This window comes from Metabacillus endolithicus, assembly GCF_023078335.1.
Lineage (GTDB): Bacteria > Bacillota > Bacilli > Bacillales > Bacillaceae > Metabacillus > Metabacillus endolithicus.
In genome coordinates this window covers 4,255,480-4,280,912 of sequence record NZ_CP095550.1, presented here as the reverse complement: position 1 = coordinate 4,280,912, position 25,433 = coordinate 4,255,480, and the positions used below count along the sequence as shown (strand labels likewise).

General features: G+C 34.5%; 22 protein-coding genes, 2 pseudogenes and 1 riboswitch. Of the genes and pseudogenes, 10 read left to right on the top strand and 14 right to left on the bottom strand.

Annotated features, from left to right (window positions below; translation table 11 throughout):
* Positions 1 to 91: 91 nt before the first annotated feature.
* Positions 92 to 637 (bottom strand): D-glycero-alpha-D-manno-heptose-1,7-bisphosphate 7-phosphatase, encoded by a 546-nt coding sequence (locus MVE64_RS21690; protein ID WP_269217424.1) that lies wholly within the window; start codon positions 635 to 637, stop codon positions 92 to 94.
* A gap of 61 nt (positions 638 to 698) precedes the next feature.
* Between MVE64_RS21690 and MVE64_RS21685 the strand changes: the two genes are divergently transcribed.
* Positions 699 to 2,525, top strand: a complete 1,827-nt coding sequence (locus tag MVE64_RS21685) for a DNA ligase D (RefSeq protein ID WP_247341234.1) — start codon at positions 699 to 701, stop codon at positions 2,523 to 2,525.
* A gap of 43 nt (positions 2,526 to 2,568) precedes the next feature.
* Here the strand turns inward: MVE64_RS21685 and MVE64_RS21680 are convergent, their stop codons facing one another.
* Together MVE64_RS21680 and MVE64_RS21675 are read right to left on the bottom strand one after the other, a co-directional pair.
* Complete coding sequence (locus MVE64_RS21680) at positions 2,569 to 5,835, bottom strand: efflux RND transporter permease subunit (RefSeq protein WP_247341233.1); 3,267 nt, start codon at positions 5,833 to 5,835, stop codon at positions 2,569 to 2,571.
* A gap of 261 nt (positions 5,836 to 6,096) precedes the next feature.
* Positions 6,097 to 6,555, bottom strand: coding sequence for a MarR family winged helix-turn-helix transcriptional regulator (locus MVE64_RS21675; protein ID WP_098797745.1), 459 nt, complete (start codon positions 6,553 to 6,555; stop codon positions 6,097 to 6,099).
* A gap of 137 nt (positions 6,556 to 6,692) precedes the next feature.
* On the opposite strand from MVE64_RS21675, the gene MVE64_RS21670 reads away from it, so the two are divergent.
* Complete coding sequence (locus MVE64_RS21670) at positions 6,693 to 7,445, top strand: nucleotidyltransferase domain-containing protein (protein WP_247341231.1); 753 nt, start codon at positions 6,693 to 6,695, stop codon at positions 7,443 to 7,445.
* Between the two features lie 54 nt (positions 7,446 to 7,499).
* Here the strand turns inward: MVE64_RS21670 and MVE64_RS21665 are convergent, their stop codons facing one another.
* Positions 7,500 to 7,685, bottom strand: coding sequence for a Fur-regulated basic protein FbpA (locus tag MVE64_RS21665; protein ID WP_098797743.1), 186 nt, complete (start codon positions 7,683 to 7,685; stop codon positions 7,500 to 7,502).
* Between the two features lie 173 nt (positions 7,686 to 7,858).
* On the opposite strand from MVE64_RS21665, the gene MVE64_RS21660 reads away from it, so the two are divergent.
* The 5 genes from MVE64_RS21660 (at position 7,859) to thiC (ending at position 11,977) form a co-directional block, all read left to right on the top strand.
* Positions 7,859 to 8,131 carry a hypothetical protein gene (locus MVE64_RS21660; protein WP_247341229.1) on the top strand — a complete coding sequence of 91 codons (273 nt, stop codon included), beginning with the start codon at positions 7,859 to 7,861 and terminating at the stop codon, positions 8,129 to 8,131.
* A 234-nt stretch (positions 8,132 to 8,365) separates the two neighbouring features.
* Positions 8,366 to 8,704, top strand: a complete 339-nt coding sequence (locus MVE64_RS21655; protein ID WP_098797741.1) for a MerR family transcriptional regulator — start codon at positions 8,366 to 8,368, stop codon at positions 8,702 to 8,704.
* 255 nt (positions 8,705 to 8,959) lie between these two features.
* Positions 8,960 to 9,130: an aspartyl-phosphate phosphatase Spo0E family protein gene (locus MVE64_RS21650; RefSeq protein ID WP_247341227.1), complete on the top strand. Its 171-nt coding sequence runs from the start codon at positions 8,960 to 8,962 to the stop codon at positions 9,128 to 9,130.
* Positions 9,131 to 9,224: 94 nt separating this feature from the next.
* Positions 9,225 to 9,875, top strand: coding sequence for an MOSC domain-containing protein (locus MVE64_RS21645; RefSeq protein ID WP_425593971.1), 651 nt, complete (start codon positions 9,225 to 9,227; stop codon positions 9,873 to 9,875).
* 90 nt (positions 9,876 to 9,965) lie between these two features.
* Positions 9,966 to 10,081: riboswitch (TPP riboswitch) on the top strand.
* Between the two features lie 138 nt (positions 10,082 to 10,219).
* A complete protein-coding gene (gene thiC, locus MVE64_RS21640) occupies positions 10,220 to 11,977 on the top strand; it encodes a phosphomethylpyrimidine synthase ThiC (protein ID WP_247341223.1) in 1,758 nt (585 codons plus the stop codon).
* Between the two features lie 28 nt (positions 11,978 to 12,005).
* Here thiC and MVE64_RS21635 read toward each other — a convergent pair whose 3' ends face one another.
* From MVE64_RS21635 to MVE64_RS21605, 7 genes are all read right to left on the bottom strand, one after another.
* Positions 12,006 to 12,449 carry a YmaF family protein gene (locus tag MVE64_RS21635; RefSeq protein ID WP_247341221.1) on the bottom strand — a complete coding sequence of 148 codons (444 nt, stop codon included), beginning with the start codon at positions 12,447 to 12,449 and terminating at the stop codon, positions 12,006 to 12,008.
* Positions 12,450 to 12,521: 72 nt separating this feature from the next.
* On the bottom strand, positions 12,522 to 12,938 hold the full coding sequence (locus MVE64_RS21630) for a Ger(x)C family spore germination C-terminal domain-containing protein (RefSeq protein ID WP_281730513.1): 417 nt from the start codon (positions 12,936 to 12,938) through the stop codon (positions 12,522 to 12,524).
* Between the two features lie 235 nt (positions 12,939 to 13,173).
* Positions 13,174 to 13,635 (bottom strand): Ger(x)C family spore germination protein, encoded by a 462-nt coding sequence (locus MVE64_RS21625; protein ID WP_247341220.1) that lies wholly within the window; start codon positions 13,633 to 13,635, stop codon positions 13,174 to 13,176.
* Positions 13,632 to 14,087, bottom strand: coding sequence for a hypothetical protein (locus MVE64_RS21620; protein WP_247341218.1), 456 nt, complete (start codon positions 14,085 to 14,087; stop codon positions 13,632 to 13,634). Before MVE64_RS21620 ends, MVE64_RS21625 begins: the two co-directional genes overlap by 4 nt.
* Positions 14,069 to 14,722 (bottom strand): hypothetical protein, encoded by a 654-nt coding sequence (locus MVE64_RS21615; protein WP_247341216.1) that lies wholly within the window; start codon positions 14,720 to 14,722, stop codon positions 14,069 to 14,071. The genes MVE64_RS21620 and MVE64_RS21615 overlap by 19 nt, the downstream gene beginning before the upstream one ends.
* Before the next feature lie 132 nt (positions 14,723 to 14,854).
* Complete coding sequence (locus tag MVE64_RS21610) at positions 14,855 to 15,979, bottom strand: spore germination protein (protein WP_247347178.1); 1,125 nt, start codon at positions 15,977 to 15,979, stop codon at positions 14,855 to 14,857.
* Positions 15,961 to 16,119 carry a hypothetical protein gene (locus tag MVE64_RS21605; protein WP_247341215.1) on the bottom strand — a complete coding sequence of 53 codons (159 nt, stop codon included), beginning with the start codon at positions 16,117 to 16,119 and terminating at the stop codon, positions 15,961 to 15,963. Before MVE64_RS21605 ends, MVE64_RS21610 begins: the two co-directional genes overlap by 19 nt.
* Positions 16,120 to 16,280: 161 nt before the next feature.
* Here MVE64_RS21605 and MVE64_RS21600 point away from each other — a divergent pair, with 161 nt between their 5' ends.
* Positions 16,281 to 17,237, top strand: a complete 957-nt coding sequence (locus MVE64_RS21600; protein ID WP_231309357.1) for a processed acidic surface protein — start codon at positions 16,281 to 16,283, stop codon at positions 17,235 to 17,237.
* Complete coding sequence (locus MVE64_RS21595) at positions 17,237 to 17,833, top strand: class D sortase (RefSeq protein WP_247341213.1); 597 nt, start codon at positions 17,237 to 17,239, stop codon at positions 17,831 to 17,833. The genes MVE64_RS21600 and MVE64_RS21595 overlap by 1 nt, the downstream gene beginning before the upstream one ends.
* 90 nt (positions 17,834 to 17,923) lie before the next feature.
* Here the strand turns inward: MVE64_RS21595 and MVE64_RS21590 are convergent, their stop codons facing one another.
* The 3 genes and pseudogenes from MVE64_RS21590 to MVE64_RS21580 all read right to left on the bottom strand — a co-directional run bounded on the left by MVE64_RS21590 (position 17,924) and on the right by MVE64_RS21580 (position 23,545).
* Complete coding sequence (locus tag MVE64_RS21590) at positions 17,924 to 19,567, bottom strand: thiamine pyrophosphate-binding protein (protein WP_247341211.1); 1,644 nt, start codon at positions 19,565 to 19,567, stop codon at positions 17,924 to 17,926.
* 30 nt (positions 19,568 to 19,597) lie between these two features.
* Positions 19,598 to 22,374 (bottom strand): annotated as a pseudogene (locus tag MVE64_RS21585) (EAL domain-containing protein).
* Positions 22,375 to 22,708: 334 nt separating this feature from the next.
* Positions 22,709 to 23,545 carry a tyrosine-type recombinase/integrase gene (locus MVE64_RS21580; RefSeq protein ID WP_231309353.1) on the bottom strand — a complete coding sequence of 279 codons (837 nt, stop codon included), beginning with the start codon at positions 23,543 to 23,545 and terminating at the stop codon, positions 22,709 to 22,711.
* A gap of 188 nt (positions 23,546 to 23,733) precedes the next feature.
* Between MVE64_RS21580 and MVE64_RS21575 the strand changes: the two are divergent.
* Positions 23,734 to 25,399, top strand: a pseudogene (locus MVE64_RS21575) (ribonuclease J).
* The last annotated feature ends 34 nt before the right edge of the window (positions 25,400 to 25,433 follow it).

The following is a 25,433-nucleotide window of genomic DNA, read 5'->3' as shown; positions in this document are numbered from 1 at the left end:
CGTTTTCACGTTAATAGAATACCATGTAGTAAAAAAGGTTGCAATAATATTCTGAATAATAAAAAGCAACCGGAACACTTCCGATCGCTTTTTAGTGAGCAATAATCCATTCTGCGGCTTCATACAAAGAGGGAAAATGTTTATCCGCTAACCCTTCTTCATCTCCAATTAAAATTGTCTTTGCTCCGGCTTGCTTCCCTGCCATAATATCAACATCACGATCACCAATCATGTAACTTTCTTTTAAAGAAACTTGATGCTTGTTCGCAAGTGTATGGAGCATCTCAGGTTCCGGCTTGCGACAAGCACAGCCGGCATGTGGTTTATGAGGGCAATAAATAATATCATCAATTTTCCCACCGTACTCATTAATATCTTTCTTCATTTTTTCATGTACCTTTTTTAACATCTCTTCCTTCATATACCCCAATCCAACTCCACCTTGGTTTGTTACAACAAAGACTAAAAAGTTTGCATCGTTTAACATTTTTATCCCTTCACCAACACCTTCAAGCAAATACATTTGCTCTGGTTTATTAACAAACTTTACCCGTTTGGTTAACACCTCATTAATTACACCATCTCGATCCAAAAATACAGCTTTGTTCAAAAATACCTCTCTCCTTTCATGTTTCATGCTAGATCTGTCCATATTAAGAATTAGATACTTACGATTATCAACTTTTAGGGGGAAAATCATGAAACCAATGCTTCCTACATTACACGCAGATATTCCAACTGGTTCAGATTGGATTTACGAAACGAAATATGATGGATTTCGCTCGATATTAACTATTACAAACACCTCCATTGAGTTAATGAGTAGAAATGAAAAATCACTAAATGACAACTTTCCAGAAATTATAAATGAAGTTAAAAAAATACATAAAGCTTTCGAGCCATTTTTACCAATTACATTGGATGGAGAACTCGTTTATCTTGAAACTCCCCATTTTTCAAACTTTGAATTGCTTCAAATTAGAGGCAGGTTAAAAAACAAGGAAAAAATACTTCATGAAGCAGAGAAACATCCTTGTCGATTTCTAGCCTTTGATTTACTTAAATTAAAAGGTAATTCATTACAATCAAATACTTTCAAAGAAAGAAAGTCTGAGTTGAAAAATCTTTTTAAGGCGTTAAAGCTCGGTACTACTGTTGATACTAAAACTTCTAATCTTTTACAGTATGTTCCCTGTACAACCGATTATTCAACCCTTTGGAAAGAGATGAAGTTAGAAGATGGAGAAGGCGTTATTGCGAAGCAGCAAAAAGGGAAATGGGAAGCAGGCGTTCGGACGAAGCAGTGGCTAAAAATTAAGAATTATAAAAGAGCCTGTTTTTTTATTACTGGTTATGATAAAGAAAATGGTTACTTTCATGTTGGGGTTTATTCAAAAAATAACATTATACAAGTAGGAGTGTTTTCTCATGGAATTTCCAGTCAAGAACGCCATGCACTTCTGCAAATTATCCGAGAAAACAAACATTCGGAAACAGCTAATTTTATTGAGATTAAACCAGCAATTGTGGTTGAATTACAGTTTTTATCCCTATATAAAGATCAGCTAAGAGAACCGTCTTTTTTTACATTTCGATTTGATTATCATGTGGAAGATTGTACATGGGACATGCTTTTACTTAAAACTGCACCTATTCATCAAGAAATTTCAATCACACATCCAGACAAACCTTTATGGGAAACGGTTGACTTAAAAAAGGAGACATTTTTAAGTTATTTATATCAAATTTCTCAATATATGCTGCCATTCTTACAAAATCGACTGTTAACTGTCATCCGTTTTCCACATGGAATGTTCGGTGAAGCCTTTTATCAAAAAAATTGCCCTGACTATGCACCTGACTTTATACAAACAAAAAAACATGAGGATATTGATTATATTGTTTGTAATAATTTATCAACATTAATTTGGTTGGGGAATCAATTAGCATTTGAATATCATATACCATTTCAAACAATCGATACTAGTAACCCAACTGAAATCGTATTTGATCTAGATCCTCCTTCTAAAGAATACTTTCACTTAGCTATTAAAGCTTCATTAGAAATGAAAAAGATTTTTGACAAATTTCAGTTAACAACCTTTCCAAAATTATCAGGTAATAAAGGATTACAAATCCATATACCTATTTCCAAAAATTCTCTAACTTATGAAGAAACAAGAAAGTTCACAGGTTTTATTGCTGAATTTTTGGTAACAAGTTTTCCTGATGATTTTACTATTGAACGGATGAAGAAAAATCGTGGAAACCGGTTGTATGTGGATTATATTCAACACGCCGAGGGTAAAACAATTATTGCTCCATATTCTCTTCGAGGTAAAAAAGAAGGTGCATATATCGCTGCCCCTCTATATTGGGAGGAAATTACTCCACAACTTTCTGTTGAACAATTTACAATAGAACATGTATTAAACAGAGTGAAAAACTCAGGCTGTCCGTTTGAAAAATATGGAGAATCTCCACAAGATGATATGTTACGCTCATTAATCGATCAAATCGGTTGAGATACAAAAAAAAGACAAATGGGATCTACGCCCCATTTGTCCTCTATTTTTTATCTTTCACAATATCAATGATTTGTTCGAGCATATTCACCATATCTTCTTTTTCAAATTTAGATGGGTTTGGTGGCGCGGGAAGTTGCTCTTTATTATCTTGTGAGCTTTCGATTTCTTCCTGTCTATCTTCATGAATTAGTTTATCTTCAAGTAAATAAGCTGGAATCAACTGACCGTCTGGAGTTACATATTTTTTATTCATTCTTCTAGTTTCCCTATCAAATAAACTATACACAATAGGAATAATAAACAATGTTAGGAAAGTACTTGAGATAAGTCCACCTATTACTGTTATTCCCATCGGTCTGTTAATTTCGGTTCCTTCACCTAGACCAAGAGCTAGTGGGACAAGTCCAAGAATGGTCGTGAGTGCAGTCATTAAAATAGGGCGTATTCTTACTTTTACAGATTCCACAAGTGCATCATAAGTTTTAAATCCTTCTGCTTTTTTCTGATTAATGTAATCAACAATGACAATTGCATTGTTAACCACAATACCAGCTAATACAATAAGACCAATAACAACTGTTAAACTAATTGGAGAGTTTGAAGCCACTAACGCAATTGCAACTCCAATCAACATTAATGGGACGGTAAACATAATAACAAATGGATATTTGAAAGATTCAAATTGTGCCGCCATGACAATGTAGATAAAAACGATCGCAAGAACAAAAGCCAATATCATATCGTCCATTGAAGATTCTAGAAGTTCTCGATCACCGCCAAATTCAATTTCCGTTTCTTCCGGCAGATCAAGCTCTTCTATTTCTTCATCAACAACTTTAGAAATATCACCTAAATTTGTCGTATTCTCGTACCGTAATGAATATTGTACAGCTAGTTGTTTATCGATTCTTTGAATAGAAACCGGGCCTTCTCCAACTTCAATGGTTGTCACATCACCTAAATTTACAAAGCTATTATCTGGCTTTTTAATAAGCAATTGTTTTAATGCATCAATATTTTCACGAACAGAATCTTCATATCGCACATTCACTGTATAAATCTCGTTGTTTTCTTGATTCGTCATTTGAATGGCGTCTGTTCCTCTTGTTACATCATTCACAACCATACCAATCTGAGCAGGAGTTAATCCATTTTCAAGCGCTTCTTCACGATTCACCTTAATCTGTATTTCTTCAACAGTTTCAGTTAGATCATTGCTTAACTCAGCTACTTCTTCAATATCGAGTAACGCTTCATCTATTTTAGCAATAGATTCTTTTAAACGAGTCTCATTTGTATCTTTAACATGAAAACTCAAAGTATTAGGTGTTGAACCTGTTGATGATTGGGTGTTAAAAGAAAGCTCAGCTGTATTATTTACCTGCTTCGCCGCCTGCTCAATTGACTTCTTTACATCATCAATAAAATCAAATGTAGATACATCCCTATTTTGTAATTCTTTTAATTTCACATAGATTTCGGCTATGTTAGTACTTCCAGATCCTCTAAAGGATTCTTCCTGTGTAGAACCAATTAAACTTACAAATAATTCAACATTTTCCTCTTCTTCTAGCTCATTTTCTATCGAGTCAACAACTTCACTTGTTGCCGATAAAGCAGTACCGTTTTCGAGTTCAACATCAATTGTAAAAAAACCTTCATCAGTATTTGGAAGAAAGACAGCTCCTACCCTTGTGAATCCATATAAACTTCCAGCAAAAACCATTAACGTTAAAATCAAAACTAGTGCACGATTTCGGAGTGCCCATCTTATTGTTCCATCTAATGAGTGCATAAATGAAGACTCTCTACGAACCTTCTCTATGTTTTCACGCGGCTTTTTTAATAATTGACTGGCGAGCATTGGAACAATTGTTAACGCAACAAATAATGAAGCAAATAAGCTAAAGGCAATGGTTAACGCAAATTCTGTAAAAAGATCTCCAATGATTCCCGTTATAAAGACAACAGGTAAAAACACAGCAACCGTTGTTAGCGTAGATGCAATGATGGCAGGTCCCATCTCTTTTGCCCCTTGATAAGCTGCTTCTTTTGGGTTCTTCCCCATTGATAAGTGTCGATAGATATTTTCTATTACAACAATGGCATTATCAACAAGCATACCAATTCCTAGTGCTAAACCACCTAAGGTCATGATATTTAGGGTGAATTTTGAAAAATACATTAACACAAAGGTCACAATAACGGAATATGGAATGGCTATCCCAATGATTAAAGGACTTTTTACACTTTTAAGGAAAATAAATAAAATCAGCATGGCAAGAAGTCCACCGATTAGTAGAGTATTGACCATGTTACCGATAGCCTGATCAACATAATCTCCTTGGTCAAAAATAATATCCGCTTCAATAGATTCATACTCTTCCTCTGATAGCATTTCATCTAGTTTTTCTTGAAAGGCATCTGAAACAGCAGCAGTATTGGCATCCGATTGTTGCAGTACACTTACTAATAAAGAAGCTTCTTGATTTGCACGGGTAATGGTATTTGATTTTTGTGGTGTAATAGCAACAGCTGCCACATCATTTATTGTTATATTATCTCCATTTGCTGGGTTCTTTTTTACAACAAGACCTTTTAATACATCAACAGAATCAATACTGCTAATAACCCTGGTTGTTAGCTGTTTGCCTTCTGTGACAACGGGATCGCCAGGTGTTGTTACTGAGTTAGCTCTAATAACATCCACAATTTCTGATTGACTAACTGCATATTCTTCTAACTTTTCTTGATTAATGACAACACTAACCTCATCTGTAGTTACACCTGAGAGGTTTACACTTGCTACACCTTCTGTTTTGGTTAATTCCTGCTCTAATTGTTGTGCAAGCTCTTGTAGCTGATCAGCGTTTTCACTTGATGTTAACGAAAGTTGAATAATTGGAAACTGTGATGGATCGAACTTTAAGAAACGTGGATCACCAGCATCATCAGGAAGTGGTGCGTCCTCCATTTTCGTCCTAATTTCATCCTGAACATCATCAATATGTGTTGTCCAAGAAAATTGCATAATAACTAAACTTGCATTCTCCTGTGAGGTGGAAGTGATTGTGTCCACTCCTTGAACTGTTGAAAGTGCTTCTTCTAATGGTTTTGATACCTTTTCAACCACCTCATTAGGACCAGCACCTTGATAATTGGTCACGACTACACCAATTGGAGGATTGATTTCAGGTATCAACTTTAATGGAATATTTATAACAGAAACAGCACCAAGTATTAAAACAAGGATCATTGTCACGATAGTGAACACAGGTCTTCTTATTGAAAAAGAACTTATTTTCATTCTTTACCCCTCTCTTTAAAAGTAAGATTTATTAGGTAATATCTAACTCAATATAAATTCTTACAATTGCTATTTCAAGTTTTAACATGTTTTGAGTCATCCATTCTTTTCGTAACATTTAATTATTAGGATACGTGACTATCTTTACAAGGGCAAATATACAGCTTAGTGATTTAACTAATTTGCTTTTAAGAAATAAAAAGGAGTGACCTTTATGAGGCACTCCTTAGAAAACGTTTACAAAACTAATTAACATTTTGTCTATCTAAATAGCAAGTGTTGACTATGAACTCCAGCTTTTTTTAATAACGCTTTCAATTGTTCCTGCTCTTCATCCGAAAGACCTGAAAATGCACGCGCAATCCGTATAGCATGTATAGGATAGATTTCTTCTAGATAGTTTTGCCCTTTGTCAGTTAGTTTAGCGTAAATAGAACGCTTATCCTTAGGATCCTGTTCTCGATAGATAAACTCGTTTTTTTCAAGCTTATCTATTACATACGTAACATTTCCACTAACAAGTAACAATCTTGAACCAATTTGCTGTAATTTTTGCGGCCCCTTTGTAAACAATAATTCCAAAACAGCAAATTCTGTTGGATTAAACCCGTGCTCTTTACTATCTCGGATAGAATGCTCGGAAATACTTTTAAAAGCTCTTGCAAATACACGAAATAAATCTAATGCATTCTGTAATTCTTCTTCAGTAAATGATCTCATTCCATCGCCCTCTTGTTCAAAATTAACCATAGATAAACTATTCAATTTTTAGATTCTTTTTTATTTTACTATTAATCATTGAATATTTGAAGGTATTAAAGGAGAAAAAGAAGAAAAGATGTATCTTGAGGTGACTTATGAATAAAAAAATACTAGAAACATTAGAGAAAATAGAAAAAGAGCAAAATATTAACATTCTATATGCCTGCGAATCTGGAAGCAGAGCATGGAATATGAACACATCTTTTAGTGATTATGATGTTCGATTTATTTATAAACGAGAAATGAAATGGTACTTACAGCTTATAGAAGGAAAGAATACCTTAGAGTATTCTACAAAAGATAACGAGGAATATGTTGGGTGGGATATAAAAAAAGCTCTGCAACTACTTTTGAAATCTAATCCAACATTACTAGAGTGGATTCATTCTCCTATCATCTATCATAGTCACCCTTCTTTTAGAAAAGAAATAAGAAAACTATCAAAACTTTCTTTTTCCCCAGTTTCCGTCCTGCATCACTATTTAAGCATGGCAAAACGAAATCATCATTCTTTATTTGAAACGAATAAATCAAAAACAAAACTGTATTTAAATGTAATAAAACCCATTGCATGCTGTATGTGGATTGTTAATCATCGTGAGTTTCCAGAAATAGGGGAGAAATGGATCTTTGAGGAATGTTCAAATGATCATGTTGTATTAACTGAAATTGAGAGATTAATTCACTGTAAAAAAAATGATCAACATGATTTCCGTTCAGAAATTCTTGATCTCTATATCCACTCCTCCATAGAGAATCTTGATTCAGTAAAAAAAGAATTCCAAGCACTTAAGACCATATTACACGACCCATTTAATGAATTTTTTATTAAATCCATACAAGAATAAGCATATAAATGTATAGAGAGCTCTTTATCTATTAAGTGGAGCTCTCATCCTCTATCATCCCGCAGAATTCCCTTTTTTCTTTACATTCGGAACATTATGATAGAAATAATTATATTCATTTTTAAGTTCGGTTAGCGTCATCTTATTCATAACCTGACCATTATAAACACCAATTGCAAGTAGTTTTTGAGAGTAATAATTTCTTTGTTCCTCAAGTGCAGTTTGTAACATTTTGCTCATAGCACTCATCTCCATATTTAATAATTTTACCTTTCTTACTTTACCTCAAAAATATTATGTGACGATTAATATAGTGTTAAGATTTTCTTTCGAGTTATTAAGATTGTAATAATTTGATTAAATTCTTTAAAAATTGTCGACAATAGTTTCAACACTTTAAGGAGTTGAAACTTGTGAAGATAAAGGTTATAGCAAAAAAGGCAGATCATTTGAGAACAACGGTTTTCTACCTTAACCAAGATGAGCCGAAAGCTCATCAATTATACATGGCAATCTTAAAAAACGAGAAAATTGAAATACTAACAATTTACAATTCTGAAACAGATCAGTATGAAGAGGTAACTTCAATATTTCCACTCACCTTTTTAAGCTTACTTTCCCAACAAATCTTCGTGCAACTCAATAAGGGGTTTCCTCACGATTCCTATAAAGAATTTATAGGTTGAATAGTCAATTTCTGATGAAACAACTGAATGCTCAGTATGTTCTAACGATGTTATAAATCCCTTGCGTTTTTCCCCATTATATCCTCATCTAAAAGAAGATTCATTTTCACTGTGAGTATTCCTGACACCCATTTTAAAATTCCATATTTTTATGTTAGATTTTCTAACAAAACAAAAGCCATTCCTTACATAACAGGATATACTTGTAAAAAGAATGTTTTAAGGGGTGGAGTAATGAATCACCAAGACCGCTCATACAAGGATAAAAAGGTAATCTCAATTGGGACTGTCAGTGAGTTGACTGGATTAACGTTGAGACAAATTCGATATTACGAAGAAAGAAAACTAATTGCTCCATACCGGAATGAACGAGGTACTAGAAAATATTCGTTCTCTGATATTGAGACACTAATGGACATTGCAGATAAACGAGAGGACGGTGTACAAACAACTGAAATCTTAAAAGAAATGAGATTAAAAGAAAGACAACGAGAAAGTGAAGCTGATGTTAGAAAAAAAATGCTACAAGGTCAGTTGAATGCACAATTCAGGTTTGGACGTGGCAGAAATTAATCATTATCGCTGCAGACAGCACATCATCTCTTGCTGCAGCGATAAATTTTAGCTTCCCTCAAAAAACAAACCGGATGATATATCCCCTTACCCTCTCATTCAACTTTCGTTAACCCCTCTTTTTTCAATATTTTCAAAAAATTACACATAAAAAGCATATTCCCTATTTACAATTGGCAAAAATAACCGATAATAGATTTAATAGGACTTTTTACCAGCTATATATCTATATATGTAAATTGCGAGGTGTTCAGTGTGAAATCACTAGATGCAGTAATAGAAGAATACCGAAAAAGAATGTTTTCAATCGCTAAGGAAGATGGAATTAGTGCACAACGAACATTAGTTGCTAGTCAAAACTTAGATGAAATTTTAAATATTGAAATGAATAAAAATAAACCTTCACCTATAAATAAGAAAAAATAAATTTAGCTTTCTTGAAAATACACCATTTAATAAGGTTATGGTGTATTTTTTTCTATTGTTGACACAAAGATAAATACATGAGGAAGTGATACTATTGAATCAAAAAATTATTTGGCTTAGTAAAGGAAAACCATCTACACTTGAACATAAAGGAAAAGAATTTCGTTCAGGGATATGTAAAAATCAAGTTGAAAAACTAGAGGTTAAAGCAAGCAATATTGTAGACGATGATGTAGCTAACCACGAGTACCACGGAGGGCTTGAACGTGTCATTTGTGTTTATCCCTACGAACATTATGAATTTTGGGAGAACCTTTACAAACAAACATTACCAAAAGCTGCTTTTGGAGAAAACCTAACTGTTTCAGGTATGAAAGAAACAGCTGTATGTATAGGTGATATTTATCAAATTGGTGAAGTTGTAGTTCAAGTTTCACAAGGACGATTTCCTTGTTCAACGATCAACAAGTATACAAATATCAACACATTATTAAATAAGATCGTTGAACATGGTTATACCGGTTATTTCTTTCGTGTTTTAGAGGAAGGAAAAATCTCTTCAAATTCGAGTATTAAACTGTTAAAAAAACATCCTGCAGAGATTTCAGTTGCAGCCATTCACGATACATTTTTCCATCATAAAGATGATCTATCTCAAGTTGAAAAGATTCTATCTCTTAGTGAACTGTCTGAAGAATGGCATGTTCGTATGAAGAAGCTGCGTCGACAATTGATGAAAAGGTAAAGGTACTTCACCTCCTCCTATTCTTCAAAATATTCTGTTGACTATATGGATAATTATGTTATGATTATAACTGATTTTAAATAAATTACCAATTTCTACTAGGGGAGTCCATTAGCTTGGACTGAGAGAGGAACGCGTTTGAAGTTCTTTGACCCTTTGAACCTGATCTGGATGATACCAGCGTAGGGAAGTAGCGACAATTGTAAAGGGATAAGCGCGCATCTTTTTACATTTCTACCTACACCTATCGAACGGGTTCTGAATTTCAGAACCCGTTTTTATTTTTGCCTTCCGCTGATGTTTCAATCGATCACTTTCATTTTCATTTTCAAGGAGGAGAAAGTATGAAGATTACAATTAAACAGCCATTTCCCGGAAGTAAAAAAGTTTATGTACAAGGAAGTAATCCTGACATTCAAGTTCCTGTTAGAGAGATTACTCAGAGTGTAACGAAGAATACATATGGTGAAGAAGTTAATCCACCTGTTCGAGTTTATGATACGAGTGGACCATACACTGATATAACGGCTGAAATTGATATTAGAAAAGGATTACCAAGAGCGAGAGAAAAATGGATCCTTGATCGTAATGATGTTAAACGATACGAAGGACGAGAAATTAAGCCCGAGGATAATGGATATAAAGCTTCTAGTAAACATTCAAACTTAGAGGTTTTTCCCTCTAATCAAATTCACCCGTTGGTGGCAAAAGACGGTAACCGCGTAACACAGCTGTATTATGCTAGAAATGGGATTATCACACCCGAAATGGAGTATATTGCTATTCGAGAGCAAATGGACCCCGAATATGTACGTGAAGAAGTTGCATCTGGCCGTGCTATTATTCCAGCTAATATTAATCATCCCGAAACAGAACCAATGATTATAGGGAAAAATTTTCACGTTAAAATTAATGCTAATATCGGAAATTCTGCTGTTTCCTCTTCTATCGAAGAAGAAGTTGAAAAAATGACATGGGCAACTAGGTGGGGAGCAGACACGATAATGGACCTTTCAACAGGGAAAAACATTCATACAACCCGTGAATGGATTATCCGAAATTCTCCTGTTCCCGTTGGTACTGTCCCTATTTATCAGGCATTGGAAAAAGTGAATGGAATTGCTGAGGATTTAACATGGGAAGTTTATCGTGACACGCTTATTGAACAAGCAGAACAAGGGGTAGATTATTTTACTATACATGCTGGAGTTCTGCTTAGATATATTCCTTTAACAGCTAAACGAACCACTGGAATTGTTTCTAGAGGCGGCTCCATTTTAGCGCAATGGTGTTTAGCTCATCACAAAGAAAATTTCTTATATACTCACTTCCAAGATATTTGCGAAATTCTCTCAAAATATGATATTTCCATTTCTTTAGGTGATGGGTTAAGACCAGGCTCGATCGCCGATGCAAATGATGAAGCTCAATTTGCTGAGCTGGAGACTCTTGGTGAATTAACAAAGATCGCATGGAATTACGATGTTCAAGTGATGATTGAAGGCCCAGGCCATGTTCCAATGCATCTTATAAAAGAGAATGTTGAAAAGCAGCAGGAGATTTGTAAAGAAGCTCCATTTTACACCTTAGGTCCGTTAACTACTGATATTGCTCCAGGCTATGATCACATCACTTCTGCTATAGGTGCTGCGATGATTGGTTGGTTCGGAACAGCCATGCTTTGCTATGTAACACCAAAGGAGCATTTAGGTTTACCAAATAAAGAAGATGTTCGAGAAGGTGTAATTGCCTACAAAATTGCAGCACATGCTGCAGATTTAGCAAAAGGTCATCCTGGGGCACAAAACAGAGATGATGCTCTTTCAAAGGCACGCTTCGAATTTAGGTGGCATGATCAGTTTAATCTTTCCTTAGATCCAGAAAGAGCAAGAGAATACCATGATGAAACATTACCTGCTGAAGGAGCAAAAACAGCTCACTTTTGTTCAATGTGCGGACCGAAATTTTGCTCTATGAGAATATCACATGACATTAGAGAATTGGGTAATGACTCAAGTAAACCTATGCATGAGTTATTAACTGAAGGAATGAAAGAAAAGTCAAAAGAATTTATTGACGGTGGTTCAAAGATTTATAGATAAAAATAAAGAGGTGGGGAAACCCCGCCTCTTATTTCATGGTGCCTTTATGGTTAATTAAATTTGTCGTAATTCCCGTACATGACATTCTCGCAAGCGGATCTTCCCCTACAATCCCATAAGTTTTTCCCTGAAATCGGTGATCGTGTTTTGGACGTTCTCCTTCACCATACAGCACGCCACCATATTCTATATCGATCGGCTCGTCATAATTATAATAAGTTCGATCTTCAAATAAGTGATAATGACCTCCACCCGGTAACGGTATAGCAGGGCCTGTTTCACCATAAAATCGATGATAATGTTTATTTTTAAAAGAAGTAATTCCTCTATATAAATGGCGGTGGCGATCAAAACTATTGCCATTTACTTCCCTTGTAAATCCGTCAATTATGTGAAAGTGTTCTCCATATGTTGTTGTGATAGCTGAAAATCGGTGAGCATGATGTGGCTTATCTGCTCCAATTAAAATCATAAAAATTCCCTCCGTCAAGCTACTTACTTTTTCATATGAAAGTTCATAGCTGATGGAAAGTTGTCTCTATATTTATTCGGGATGACCTTCCTGATCATGTATAATGCCTACATTGTTCATATCCACTGTTATATTCACTTTAAATTGAACATCAGGATACATTTCATCCCATTTCTCAATTTTATTAGATTCTTTACCTGTTTCTGTTGCACGGTACCTTAATCCAAAACCAAGTGGATCTACTTCTTCCTTTTGAAGCTTTTTTAGCAGGCTGTTAATTTGTTCTTCAACCTCCATTTTAACCGCTTTTTCATACTCATTAGCCTTAGCTTCATCTAATGTTTCAAAAGCCTCTTCAACGATACCACTTAGTTGAACATCAAAAGATATAACCGGTCGATTACTTTTTTCACTTTTTAAATCAAAGCTTGCCCTAATTTTATCTGTTGAAAAAAGAAAATAGGGTTTCCCCTCTTTTTCTACCTTAATATCGAACTTCGAAGCCTATTTCTTAACATGTTAAAATATTTTGTTTCTTCTTCAGACAAAACTAAGGCTTGTTTCATATTTGAAATAACGCTTGTTTTATTAATAGAGAAAGCTTCTTCCTCCGTTTTTATAATTGGTAAAAAGGGATCAATCCCTCTTTCTGCTTGTTTTCTCCTAAAGTCAAATTTATAAACAGACGTAACATAAGGAGTTTCTGTCCCAACATTTCCAAAGCTTATAAATAGTGAATTAGAGGGTGTTCGTTCACCAGAAGGTTTAGCTTGAAGGACTGAAAGAGCCGTAGGCTACCTACTGCTGTCCAGGAAATTGCTTGAATATCTCGCCTACGATAGAACCAATCTAATATATTGGTTAAGTCATCTTCAACTACATTTTCACCAAATATAATTATTTTTGTATGACTAAAATCTAATTCTTTTTCTACTTTTGATTTTATAATTCTAACTGCTTCAGAAATCGTTTCAGCAGACTCTGTCATCATTCGTGATTCGGTACTTGCTGTTTTTGTTTCACTAGATGGGACCGCTAGCTTTAAGGTAATATCATACATATTTTCTTTATCGTCAGATTTGTCCACTCCTATCGAAACAACAAAAAAACGGCGGTCAATATCTTTATATCCACATCCACCTAAGAATAGGAGTGCAGCAACAACCATTAAAATTTTGGTTTTCATTTTGAGAGCTTTTCCTTTCTTTTGGATAATAGTTTCAAAAGGATCAGTCCCGCAATCTGGGCAGGCAACAATAGCATCATCCAAACTTTTGCAATTTCTCCGACTGTTTTTTCCTCAAAAAAAAGCTGAACAACCAAAGCTAATACAATAAAAACCCCAATAAGCACAAAAGGCTTTATATCAATTTTTTTAAACTTAATAGATGGCAAAACAGCCTTTAACTGCTCTAACCCTACATGCCAATGCAGTATTACACTAGCTAATGAAACATTGATATATAAACCAAGGAAAAGAAAACTAATTCGTTCAATAAAGCCTAATTCTATTCTTATTGCCTCGGTGGTAGCAATCCAAGGAAAAGTGAAAGATTCTGCTCCATCAAATCCATTCAGACCAATAGGAATGATAAAAGTAGTGATTAAAGTGAAAAATCCTAGTAAAGCAATAGCCATAAATATTTCACTCTAACATCTTTATATAATCGATTAAAGATAACTAGATTTGTGTAACCCGTGTAAACAAATGTAGCTGATGAAATTGATTCGAAACTCGGAATTTTTTGGAAGTGAGTTACAGCAATTCGTACTGAATCCCACATTAAATCATCATTGAAATATGACTTGAATATGATAAAAGCAATAAACGGTAGATTAAGCAATAAAATAATTTCAGTTGCATATAAAACCTTTTTTGATGGTAATGTTGATCCAAATACAATAACGATTAAAAAAGTAAGCATGATCAGGAGCTCATCCATGTCAGGATTAATATATTGCTTTGAAATATTCGTAAACGCAACCAACGTAACTAATCCTGCTACGTACCATAATACACCTTGGATAAGCAGAAAAAATAAGCGAAACCATTTAGGTGTATATTTACCAAGTATTTCCGGTAATCCCATATATGGAAATTTACTCATATACTTTGTAAAAAGATAGATGATAATAATCCCAATTGGTAAAGATACAACCATCGCTAACACTGAGCCATTACTTCGATTTTCAATTAATATCATTGGAACGTACGCTACAATATTTGTTAGCATGTTAAGAATCAACATGACATAAATAAACCGCTTAGACATAATCAACTTCCTAGCTTTGTAGTTTGCATAAAAAATGCTCACAATTAATTTCTTATTATCCTGTTTTTCATTTTTTCATGTTTTCTTTCAAAAAGACTCCTAAATAAGGCTGACCAAAACTATTTAAACTAACTAGATAAAAAATGAAGCTATTAAAGCTACTATAACCCCTATTAATCCTGTAAAGGTTGCCATCGCTAAGAGAAAATATTTTGTCACCCTCATCGCAAAACCCATTTCATTTATTGGGATCACGAAATTAGAAATAGCAACTGCTGATACAATAATAATCATGATATTACTTACAAGACCAGCCTCTGTAGCTGCCTGCCCCAGAATAAGACCTCCAACTGTTGTGGCCGTTGGTCCTATCGCTTTTGGCAATCTAATACTTGCCTCAGTTAATAACTCCATCATAATTAGCATGAATAACACTTCAATATAAGCTGGGTATGGAACAGATGCACGACTACCCGCAATTGATAGAGCGAGCTGAACCCTAAACAACTCAGGATTAAATGCAGTAATTCCAACATAAATTGCAGGAAGCAGAAGAGCAATGGCAAGACCTAAGTACCTTAATAAGAGAAGAAACTTCGAAATCCCCTTAGCTTGATACAAATCATCCATCGAGCTCATAAAGTCATAAAATACAGAAGGCAAAATGAGTGCAAACCTAGTCCCTTCCATTAAAACAATTACTTTACCTTTTGATAAATTATAGGCAATTCGATCAGGTCGTTCTGATATAACAACGGTCGGGAATAATATTGCTTTTTTTCCACTTATCAATCTCGAAAGTTGGCCAGCTGATTGGACAACATCCTTATCGATGCCTTTCAGCTTGTCTTTAAACTCCTTCAACACATCCAAATCAACCTCTTTACTATCGTAGATAATATTGATAATTAGTTGTGTTTTTTTACCAACTTTTTCATCTTCTATCACCAGTGTTGGTTGATGATAGCGATGTCTAAGAATATTTATATTCGTTTCCAAATCTTCACTAAAACCTGTTTGAGGCCCTTGGATTGTTGTTTCAATCGTTGTCTCAGGTATGTTCTTGTTTACAAACTCTTTAATTTCCATTGTTAACAGCATCTCTTCAATCGAGATAATCATAGAACCACGTATTAATAAATCAACAGGATTATCTTCTTTATTTAATTCTTTCATCCCGGATAATGATAATAAGTAATCTTTGTAGCTTTTCATATCTTCTACTTCAAAAAAGGGCGTTAAAATATTATCATGTATCTTTTTTTTATTGCAAATACTGCTAATATAATAAAATTCGCATTTTTCTCTTTCGCATCCAATTGCTGAATCACCAAGTCTGAAGAACCCTTAAGTTCCTCCTTAATAGTAGCTACAACCTGATCTTTTTCACTATTCATAACAAGTTCCCCTTATTTGATGCTGCGTTTTCTATAGCTTTTGCCTCTAGGTGGAAAATCATACATATTGAGTGAATAACTGTAGTTTTTTCCCTATTTATGAATAGTTATGGAAATTGTTCTAATACTACCATCATCTACTATTTTTGGAGGGAATTTTCATGAAAAAAATAATTGTTTTATGTGTTGCATTGTTTTGTTTAACACAGCAACCTGCATTTGCTGCACCACCTCAGGAAGATATTGATCAGATATTAACCGAATTAGGCTGGTCGCAACAAGAGTTAATAGATTATCTTGAGTATTATGAATTAAGTTTAGATGATTTTGAAACAGCAGAAGATCTTCGTTTTATGTTAGGTACTCCGATTACTGATGAAAACCTAGCTGAATTATTAGCTTCTTATGAAATGACCAGACAAGAAATGGATGTTGTTTTAGCAGAATTTGGTGAAACTCTTGATGATTATTATTTCATTGAAGATCTTGATGTTGCCTTAAGTTTTTATTTAGATCATGATGGAGAAATGGCAGAGATTGAAGAATTTCTAGCTTTAATCGGTTTAACTGATGAAGAAGTAGACTCCTTATTTAATCATTTCATGGCACTTGATGAACAACAGCTAGAGCAAGAAATGGAAGGCATAATAACAAGGCTTGATCCATTTTTAATGATGGAAGATATGACAGTTTTAACTGATGCACAACAGGATGAATTAGTTTCAATCCTTCAAGATATGATGAATGTTTTACAATTAGATGCACGCTTCTATTTAGATGATAACAATGGAGTGCGAACAGAGGTTACTTTTAAAGAACTAATGAATATGGAAGAGCTATATGGTAATACATTAACAATAGAGTTATATAACACAAATGGAGACATGCTTTTAGATATGAGTTTATCTGAAGATATGTTAAGCTCTGAATTCTTTATTGAATCTGGTATTGAACTTGCGGAAGTAGGAGATATGGCCGGAGAGCTAACTAACCTTCTACACAACCGATTACCGGATACAGCTTCTTCATTATGGATGAATATGCTTCTCGGATTATTAGCTATTGGTGTGGGAATAACAGGATTTTTCTTAACAAAAAGATCTCAACAGGTTAAGTAATGGTTACTAGGATTGTCTCTTATCTATCTATCGGGCTAATCTTAGTTGGAATCACCGTTTTTATCTATCAAACCTATTGGATTACAATTGGATTTCAATCGATAAATGAACAAGAGGTAAAAGCATCCTATTCTCCACCTCAACAAGGTAAAACAATAAAAACTGTCAATCAAGATCCTCCTGAAGAAGGTACAAAACTAGGAATATTAACTATTCCTAAGCTCGATAGAACATTGCCTATATTTCAGGGAGCAAGTGAGGAAATCCTTAAAAAGGGTGTTGGTCATATATCATCTACACCCTTACCTGGTGAGGAAAGTAACTCAGTCTTATCGGCACATCGCGATACCTTTTTTCGTCAACTTGATTCTTTAGTCGTTGGAGATAAACTAATCGTGAATCGATCAGATGTATCTTTTATATACAAAATTAAAAGAATTAGAATTGTCAATAAAAACGATAAAACGGTAATTGTTCCGAAACCAAAAAGTACGTTAACACTTACAACCTGCTATCCTTTCACCTATATCGGACCAGCACCACAACGATACATTATTGAAGCCGAGTTAATTACAAAGCCAAAAATTGAACAATAAAATAGTAAAAAAGCTGACGAAAGAAATACCGTCAGCTTTTTATTGTCAAATACCGTTGTGGTGAATGTTATTAACCACCTATAGAGTTTCTTATTTTCCAAACGATGAAAGAAATTTTACTCGATCACCCATTGGTGGAATATTTTGATCAACAAGTTGAATTTCCAATACAGAAGGGCCCTTTTCAGACTGTAGCTGTAGAATGAGTTCTGGTGTTAAATCTTCCATTCGTTGAACACATGCACTGGATATACCCATTGATTCTGCTACTGTAGCAATACTCACTGCTTTTTGTTCGAAGCGTGAATGCGAACGTTGATATTGTAAATTATGTCCATGATAAACCATCCCAAGACGTGCATTATTCATCACAATAAAAAGGATAGGTAGCTCATATTCCTTTGCTGTTAATATTTCCATGCCATGCATAAAGAAACAACCGTCACCTGTTATGCAGACAACATCTCTTTCGGGTTCAGCTAATTTACTTCCTATTGCTGTTCCTATTCCAGTACCCATGGCACCGAAATGGACATTAATATCAAATGTATCAGGCTCTTTTACCTTCATGTAATGAATAACATATGACATGAATTCACCAATGTCAATTGTATATCGAGTAGACTCTGGTAAACTTCTTTGTAGAGCTACTAACACATTTTGAGAGTTAAACTCATTTAAATGATGTTCAAGTTCGAAAAACTCTTCTTTCTTGAAATAAACATGTTGATCATTAACATGCTTTTTCACCTCTTCAATGATTGCACGTAATGTTAACTTACAATCCCCTACTATAGGTATATTAACTTGGTATTTGCGATCAAAAACAGTTGAATCAAAATCAATTTGGATAACTTCTCTATTTTTTGTTAAATTAACATTCCAATTATTTGTGGCAGTTTCACCTAAGCTTGAACCAGCAATGAGAAGAGTATTCCCTTTGCTTTCGTTAACAATTTCAGAAGCCTTCTCATGACCAGCAAAACCAAATACTCCTTTAAACAGCGGATGACTGTCTTCCATTAAACCTTTTGCTTGCGGAGAACAAATAATAGACATATTTAGTAGCTCTGCTAATTCAATTACTTCATCAACAGCTTGTCTTGCTCCTTGTCCGACAAAAATAATTCCATCTTGATGGTGTAGTAACCTTTCGGCAGTTTTTTCTACAATCTCTTGTTGAGGAACAACCTTTTTCATGACTGGGAATCCAGGAATTTCAATATTTTCATCAACCATTTCAAGCTGAATATCTATTGGGATCGCAACATGAACTGGCCCCGGAACACCTGACATGGCAATATTCACCGCTTCTTCAACAATGTCCATAAGTTCATCAGAACGGTTTACAGTGGCACTAAACTTCGTAACCGGTTCAAATACTGGTTGTGCATTTAGCTCTTGCGAAGCATTAAGTCCAAAAGTATTTACAGGAACAGCACCTGTTATAAACAAAACGGGTAAATGCTCTCGCATTGCATTCGCTGCACCTGTAACTAAGTTTGTACCACCTGGTCCACTACATCCTATACAAACACTTAAACTCTGAGAATATTTTGCATAAGAAGCAGCCATATATGAAGCAGCACCTTCATGCTTTGTAACAATAGGAGTTATCTCTGGGAGATCATACAGCTCATCAAAAAACGCATTCACAGAACCTGCTGGAATTCCAAATATATATTTCACTCCGCCATTTTGTAAATAATTAAGCACAGCTCGAATTGCCTTCATTTTATCCTCCTGACTATTAAATAGTAAAAACTAATTTAAGTACTTTTCAAAAAAATCATCTGCTTTTATAGGTGGTGAAAAATAGAAACCTTGCACAAGGTGACAATTACTTGATGAGAGAAAATCAATTTGATCTTTGGTTTCCACACCTTCAGCAATAACATGTAAGTTTAAATTGTGCGCTAATGTAATAATTGTATTGGTTATTGCTGCATTTTTTGAATCGTGACAAACATCATTAATAAAAGATCGATCAATTTTTAACGTATTGATTGGAAAGTTCCTTAAATATCCTAATGATGAGTATCCTGTTCCAAAATCATCAATTGAAATCTTAATTCCTAATTTTTTAAGTTCAGACATCTTAGATAGAGTTTCCTCAGTATTTTGGATAATCAAGTTTTCGGTTAATTCGAGCTCTAGATAGCTAGGATCAAGTTGTGTTTCTGCTAAGATATTTTTAACCATAGTGACAAAGTCTTTTTTATTAAATTGCTGAGCCGATACATTAACAGATATTGTGAAATGTTTAAATCCTTTATCTTGCCATTCCTTAAGTTGTTTACATGATTGTTTAAGTACCCATTCACCTATTTGCACGATAAAGCCTGTTTCTTCGGCAAGTGGAATAAACTGTCCTGGTGGAATCATTCCTTTTGAACTGTGGTTCCATCTAAGAAGTGCTTCCACTCCAATAATTTTCTTATGCTTATAATCAAATTGTGGTTGATATACGACAAGAAATTCATTAAGATCCAACGCTCGGTATAAAGACGTTTCCAGTTTCACATTATCCATTGTCCGCTTGTCCATTGCCGAAGTGTAAAATTGATAATCATTTCCTGAAAGTTCCTTCACTTTGTACATGGCTGTATCAGCTTTTTTAATTAAGTCATCAGCTTTCTCACCGTCTTGAGGAAACAAGCTAATGCCGATACTCGCCTTAACAAAAATCTCATTTCCATTAAGATCAAAAGGTTCCTCAAAAGCAGAGATAATATTTTCCGCGAATTCCCTTATCGCGAATTCATTTCGTGCTACAGGTAAAATAATAGTAAATTCATCTCCACCTTGACGTGAAACCGTGCAGCCATTGTAAGCACATTCTTTTAATCTTTTTGCTACCATTCTTAATAATAAATCACCATAGCTATGGCCAAGCATATCATTAACGGTTTTAAATCGGTCTAAATCCAAAAACAGCACCGCTAGTTTTTCTTTGTGCAACTGTGCATATACTAATCCTTGATCAAGTCGATCTTTTAATAACAGTCGATTAGGAAGATTTGTTAAACTGTCATAATAAGCATGATAGTTTATTTTCTCTTCCATTTGTTTTCGATACGTAATGTCTTTAAATGTTACAACGTAACCAACTAGCTGTTTTTCTTCTTTAATTGGCGTTGAGGAATATTCAACCGGACAATTTGATCCATCTTTACGAATAAATATTGCATCTGTATAGGTTGTTACACCGTTACCCTTATTCCCCTGCTTATGTAGAGTTTGATCACTTTTATGAAAAAAGATTTTATACGGCTTACCGATTAATTCCTTTTCACTATAACCTAATATTGTTTCGGAAGCTGGATTACAAAAAGAGATGTTACCTTCAATGTTAACACCAACAATTCCATCTCCTGCCGAATTTAGAATCATTTCCTTTTCACGACTTAAACGTTGTAATTCTCCAACAACATCCTCAAGCTCCGTATTTTTTTCTGTTAACTCACAGGTTCTCTTCTTTATGATAAGTTCCTGTTTCTCCATATAAATGATATGTGATAAAACAGACGCAGTCGCTTCAACAATAGACTGTGCTAACTGAATTTCAGCTTGTGTGTAAACACGTTCTTTTTGTCCTAGATTTACAATAGCAAGTAATCCCAATATTTCACCCATTGTTACAATTGGCAGCATAAGAATACCTTTAATACCAAATGAACGGCACGCCTCATGATTAGGACGTGGATCGCAGTAAACATTCGGGATTAACACAGCCTTTTTCGTTTTTATAACCTCTTGAAAAAGTTTATCTGTTGAATGGTCGATGTTTATAACATTATGAGTTTTCATCCAGTCTTCTTCTGTCCAATCGCTTCCTTTACTAAGACTGGCTGGCTTAATTTGCTTTTCTGCAACAGGATCTAATAAATGAGCCCCAATATTTTTATTCTTCAAGACTATTCCTACATATGAAAAACATTTATCCAATACTTCATTTAAAGTAGAACAAAGAGACAGTTCCTTTGTAACATCAATAAGAAGCTGTTTTTCTGAAATAAGATTTTCCTTTTTTGTCAGGTTGTTCGCATTTCTTATAGCAACAGCAGCCATATTCACATAAGCCTCTACTGCCTGAATCTCAGTATCTTTAAGATTCATATAAACTCCATAGTTAAATAAAAACACCAGCCGTATACTTCATCTTCATAATTAATAGGCAGCGCTAAAAGAGAAGTTATTTTAAAGGCCTCGACCGCTCTACGGTCAGGCCTAGAATCCTTTGACGTATCAGGAATATAAATACTTTCCTTTGTTTCAAGGACCTCATTTGCAAGGAGGTCTTTCTTAGGATCAATTACATGCATATCCAATGTGGCACCATTAATATACTCAGGCTTACCAACAAACCCCCGATATGTCCCATCTTCTTGAGGGAGGTATATTCCAACTGAATCACACTGGAAGATTTCCTCAGATATGGCCGTTACAACATGCCCTAACACTTCATGCAATTCTAGTTTTGTATTAATTAATTTCGTAATATGTGCGAGACGAGAGTATCTCGTGTGTTCTTCAATCATCAATATCCCCCCAATGACAAACAACCTATGTATTTGACAGCAAATTCTAGTTTATATAAAAAAATCTTCTAAAAATCGACAAACTATAATTCTATTAAATTAAGCATATTATATTAGCACCAATAATAAAAAGGTCATAAGCACCAAATTTCAACAATCGAATAGTTCAATAGTCATAGTATGAAGGGAATAAATATCCATAATGGTTAGTATGGTATTTAATTGAAAAACAATCTGCTTTTTCTTATGACAACAATTTCCCCAAAATAGTTTTGCAAAAAATAAACCACGTTATATAACGTGGTTTATCCATGACAAAGCATCCGTGTGTATCCTATGAAAAAGCTTGATCAATTGCATTATCCAAATTCGGCTGTGTATTTCCAACATATCTTTTTGTCACATTAACGTCTTTATGACCTGCTAATTTTGCAACTATATGAAGATTAATTCCTTTATTAATTAGCTTCTGGCAAAATGTATGACGAAGCTTATGTGGATTAACATCATATTTTTGTAGCATATACTGCACAGCTCTAGTAGAGAGCCGCTTATTCACACTTGATACAAATATGGCATCTTTTTTAATAGTTAAAGAATCAATATAATTCTCCAGATGATAACTTACATCTGTTGTTAATGGAATAAAACGATCAATCTCACCATCATTATCTTTTATTAATAACTTCTTTTTTCCATCAACCTCTTGAATATCATCAAAATTTAAAGCACATAGTTCAGATATACGAATGCCCGTATATAATAATGTATAAACAATCGCTATATTGCGAAGATTACCATCTGCTTTAACTTCAAGTAATAGTTTTTTCTCTTCACTTTCTTCCAGAGATTCAGGAATGCTTGTATCCTTAATCTTCTCTTTACGCTTGATATCCAAAACAATTTCAGACTTGTCTATAAAACGAACAAAAACACTAATAGCCGCTAAATATTTTTCAATTGTTCCAGCCGTTTTTTGTTGATTCTCAAGTTCATCCATATATAACTGAACATCATTCCTAGAGACTGAATTTAGTGATTTACCTTTTGATGATAACCAAGCCTCGAATTTTTCTAGTACACCAATATAAGTTTTGATTGTACCTTCAGCTTTTCCTAGTTGTTTTTGCCAAATACTAAATTCCTCAATCATATTCTTCTCAGTGTTCATATTGAATCACCGTCCTAATTTTAGAATATTTGATTCTTACCTATTATATAACAGAAATTCAGTTACCTCAACTTCTCTGCAAAATTTTTTCCTTTAATTAAGAAAACAACTTAGTTTTTTTACGATTAACAAATAAACAACCACATTATTGGCATAATATGAATACTATTTACATAGGAGGACATATGATGGCCACGGATCAATTATCATTATTCGCACTTGGTGGCGTGAATGAAATCGGGAAAAACATGTATGTGATTCAATATGCCGATGAAATCATTGTAGTCGATTGCGGAGGTAAATTTCCAGATGAAAATCTATTAGGAATTGATTTAATCATTCCTGACTTAACCTACTTAGAAGAAAACAAAGAAAAAATAAAAGCGTTAGTTGTAACACACGGCCACGAAGACCATATTGGAGGTATTCCTTACTTTCTCAAGAAATTAAATGTTCCTATATACGGAACACGTTTTACACTCGGTTTAATTGAATTAAAGCTAATGGAACATAATCTTGTAAGAGATACTGAATTGATTCAAATAGATTCTGAATCTACTGTAGAATTCAATAAAATTTCCTTAAGCTTCTTTAAAACTAATCACAGTATTCCAGACTGTTTGGGAATTGTTTTTCACACACCTGAAGGAGTTGTCGTACATACTGGAGACTTTAAATTCGATTTAACTCCTGTAAATGATCAACATTCAGATATCCACAAAATGGCTGAGATTGGTAGAAAAGGTGTTCTAGCTCTTTTATCAGAAAGTACTAATGCAGAACGTTCGGGTTTAACTCCATCAGAAAAGATGGTTGGCGAGCATATGGAGGAAGCTTTTATTAAAGCCACAAGAAAAGTCATTGTCTCCACCTTCGCTTCAAATGTTAATCGTGTTCAACAAGTCGTTGATGCTGCACTCAAAACCAATAGAAAGCTTGCACTTCTAGGTAGAAGTATGGTGAATGTGGTTGATGTAGCTATTGAACGAGGCTATTTAACCATTCCTGAGGGTATGTTGATCGAACCTAGTCAAATAAATGAGCTCGCCCCGGAAAAAGTTGCTATATTATGTACTGGTAGTCAAGGAGAGCCACTAGCTGCACTTGCTCGACTTTCCACTTCAAATTATCGTGACGCAGAAATACTTGCAGGTGATACTGTCATATTAGCAGCTTCTCCAATACCTGGTAATGAACGGAATGTCTCGAAGATTATTGACAACTTGTTTACACTGGGGGTAAAGTCATTTACGGTTCAGGAAGTTCAACAGGCATGCATGTTTCAGGACATGGATATCAAGAAGATCTAAAGCTTATGCTTACATTAATGATGCCAAAATATTTTATTCCCATACATGGTGAATATAGAATGTTACATCAACACCGTTTATTAGCTGAGTCGGTTGGAGTAGAAAAAGATCATACCTTTATCGTAAACCTGGGCGATGTGGTTGACATTGAAAACCAAGAAGCCGTCAAACTAGAAAAGTGCATGCAGGTAACACATTTGTAGACGGAATTGGCGTGGGTGATATAGGTGATATTGTTCTAAGAGATCGAAAACAATTATCCGAGGACGGTATGCTTGTTATTGTGATTACCTTAAGTAAAGCCGATAAAAAAATCATTTCCGGACCAGACACAATTTCAAGAGGATTTGTTTATGCAAGAAACTCTGAAGACCTCTTAAAAGATGTTAACCGTCAAGTAGAACGAATCATTAAAGATCTACAAAGAGAAAGAGTTCACCAATGGAACGTCATGAAACAAAACATCAAAAAAACAATTGGTCAGCATTTATATAAACAGACAAAAAGAAAACCTATGATACTTCCTATCATTATAGAAGTGTAGAAGCATAGCAGTTCGGGTGGTGCCTGGCACCACC

What these genes read in the sequence shown, in the direction of transcription:
- MVE64_RS21690 (WP_269217424.1), bottom strand. Translation starts at nt 637, where the DNA reads ATGAAACATGAAAGGAGAGAGGTATTTTTGAACAAAGCTGTATTTTTG.
- MVE64_RS21685 (WP_247341234.1), top strand. Translation starts at nt 699, where the DNA reads ATGAAACCAATGCTTCCTACATTACACGCAGATATTCCAACTGGTTCA.
- MVE64_RS21680 (WP_247341233.1), bottom strand. Translation starts at nt 5,835, where the DNA reads ATGAAAATAAGTTCTTTTTCAATAAGAAGACCTGTGTTCACTATCGTG.
- MVE64_RS21675 (WP_098797745.1), bottom strand. Translation starts at nt 6,555, where the DNA reads ATGAGATCATTTACTGAAGAAGAATTACAGAATGCATTAGATTTATTT.
- MVE64_RS21670 (WP_247341231.1), top strand. Translation starts at nt 6,693, where the DNA reads ATGAATAAAAAAATACTAGAAACATTAGAGAAAATAGAAAAAGAGCAA.
- MVE64_RS21665 (WP_098797743.1), bottom strand. Translation starts at nt 7,685, where the DNA reads ATGAGCAAAATGTTACAAACTGCACTTGAGGAACAAAGAAATTATTAC.
- MVE64_RS21655 (WP_098797741.1), top strand. Translation starts at nt 8,366, where the DNA reads ATGAATCACCAAGACCGCTCATACAAGGATAAAAAGGTAATCTCAATT.
- thiC (WP_247341223.1), top strand. Translation starts at nt 10,220, where the DNA reads ATGAAGATTACAATTAAACAGCCATTTCCCGGAAGTAAAAAAGTTTAT.
- MVE64_RS21635 (WP_247341221.1), bottom strand. Translation starts at nt 12,449, where the DNA reads ATGATTTTAATTGGAGCAGATAAGCCACATCATGCTCACCGATTTTCA.
- MVE64_RS21625 (WP_247341220.1), bottom strand. Translation starts at nt 13,635, where the DNA reads ATGAAAACCAAAATTTTAATGGTTGTTGCTGCACTCCTATTCTTAGGT.
- MVE64_RS21620 (WP_247341218.1), bottom strand. Translation starts at nt 14,087, where the DNA reads ATGGCTATTGCTTTACTAGGATTTTTCACTTTAATCACTACTTTTATC.
- MVE64_RS21615 (WP_247341216.1), bottom strand. Translation starts at nt 14,722, where the DNA reads ATGTCTAAGCGGTTTATTTATGTCATGTTGATTCTTAACATGCTAACA.
- MVE64_RS21605 (WP_247341215.1), bottom strand. Translation starts at nt 16,119, where the DNA reads ATGAATAGTGAAAAAGATCAGGTTGTAGCTACTATTAAGGAGGAACTT.
- MVE64_RS21600 (WP_231309357.1), top strand. Translation starts at nt 16,281, where the DNA reads ATGAAAAAAATAATTGTTTTATGTGTTGCATTGTTTTGTTTAACACAG.
- MVE64_RS21595 (WP_247341213.1), top strand. Translation starts at nt 17,237, where the DNA reads ATGGTTACTAGGATTGTCTCTTATCTATCTATCGGGCTAATCTTAGTT.
- MVE64_RS21590 (WP_247341211.1), bottom strand. Translation starts at nt 19,567, where the DNA reads ATGAAGGCAATTCGAGCTGTGCTTAATTATTTACAAAATGGCGGAGTG.
- MVE64_RS21580 (WP_231309353.1), bottom strand. Translation starts at nt 23,545, where the DNA reads ATGAACACTGAGAAGAATATGATTGAGGAATTTAGTATTTGGCAAAAA.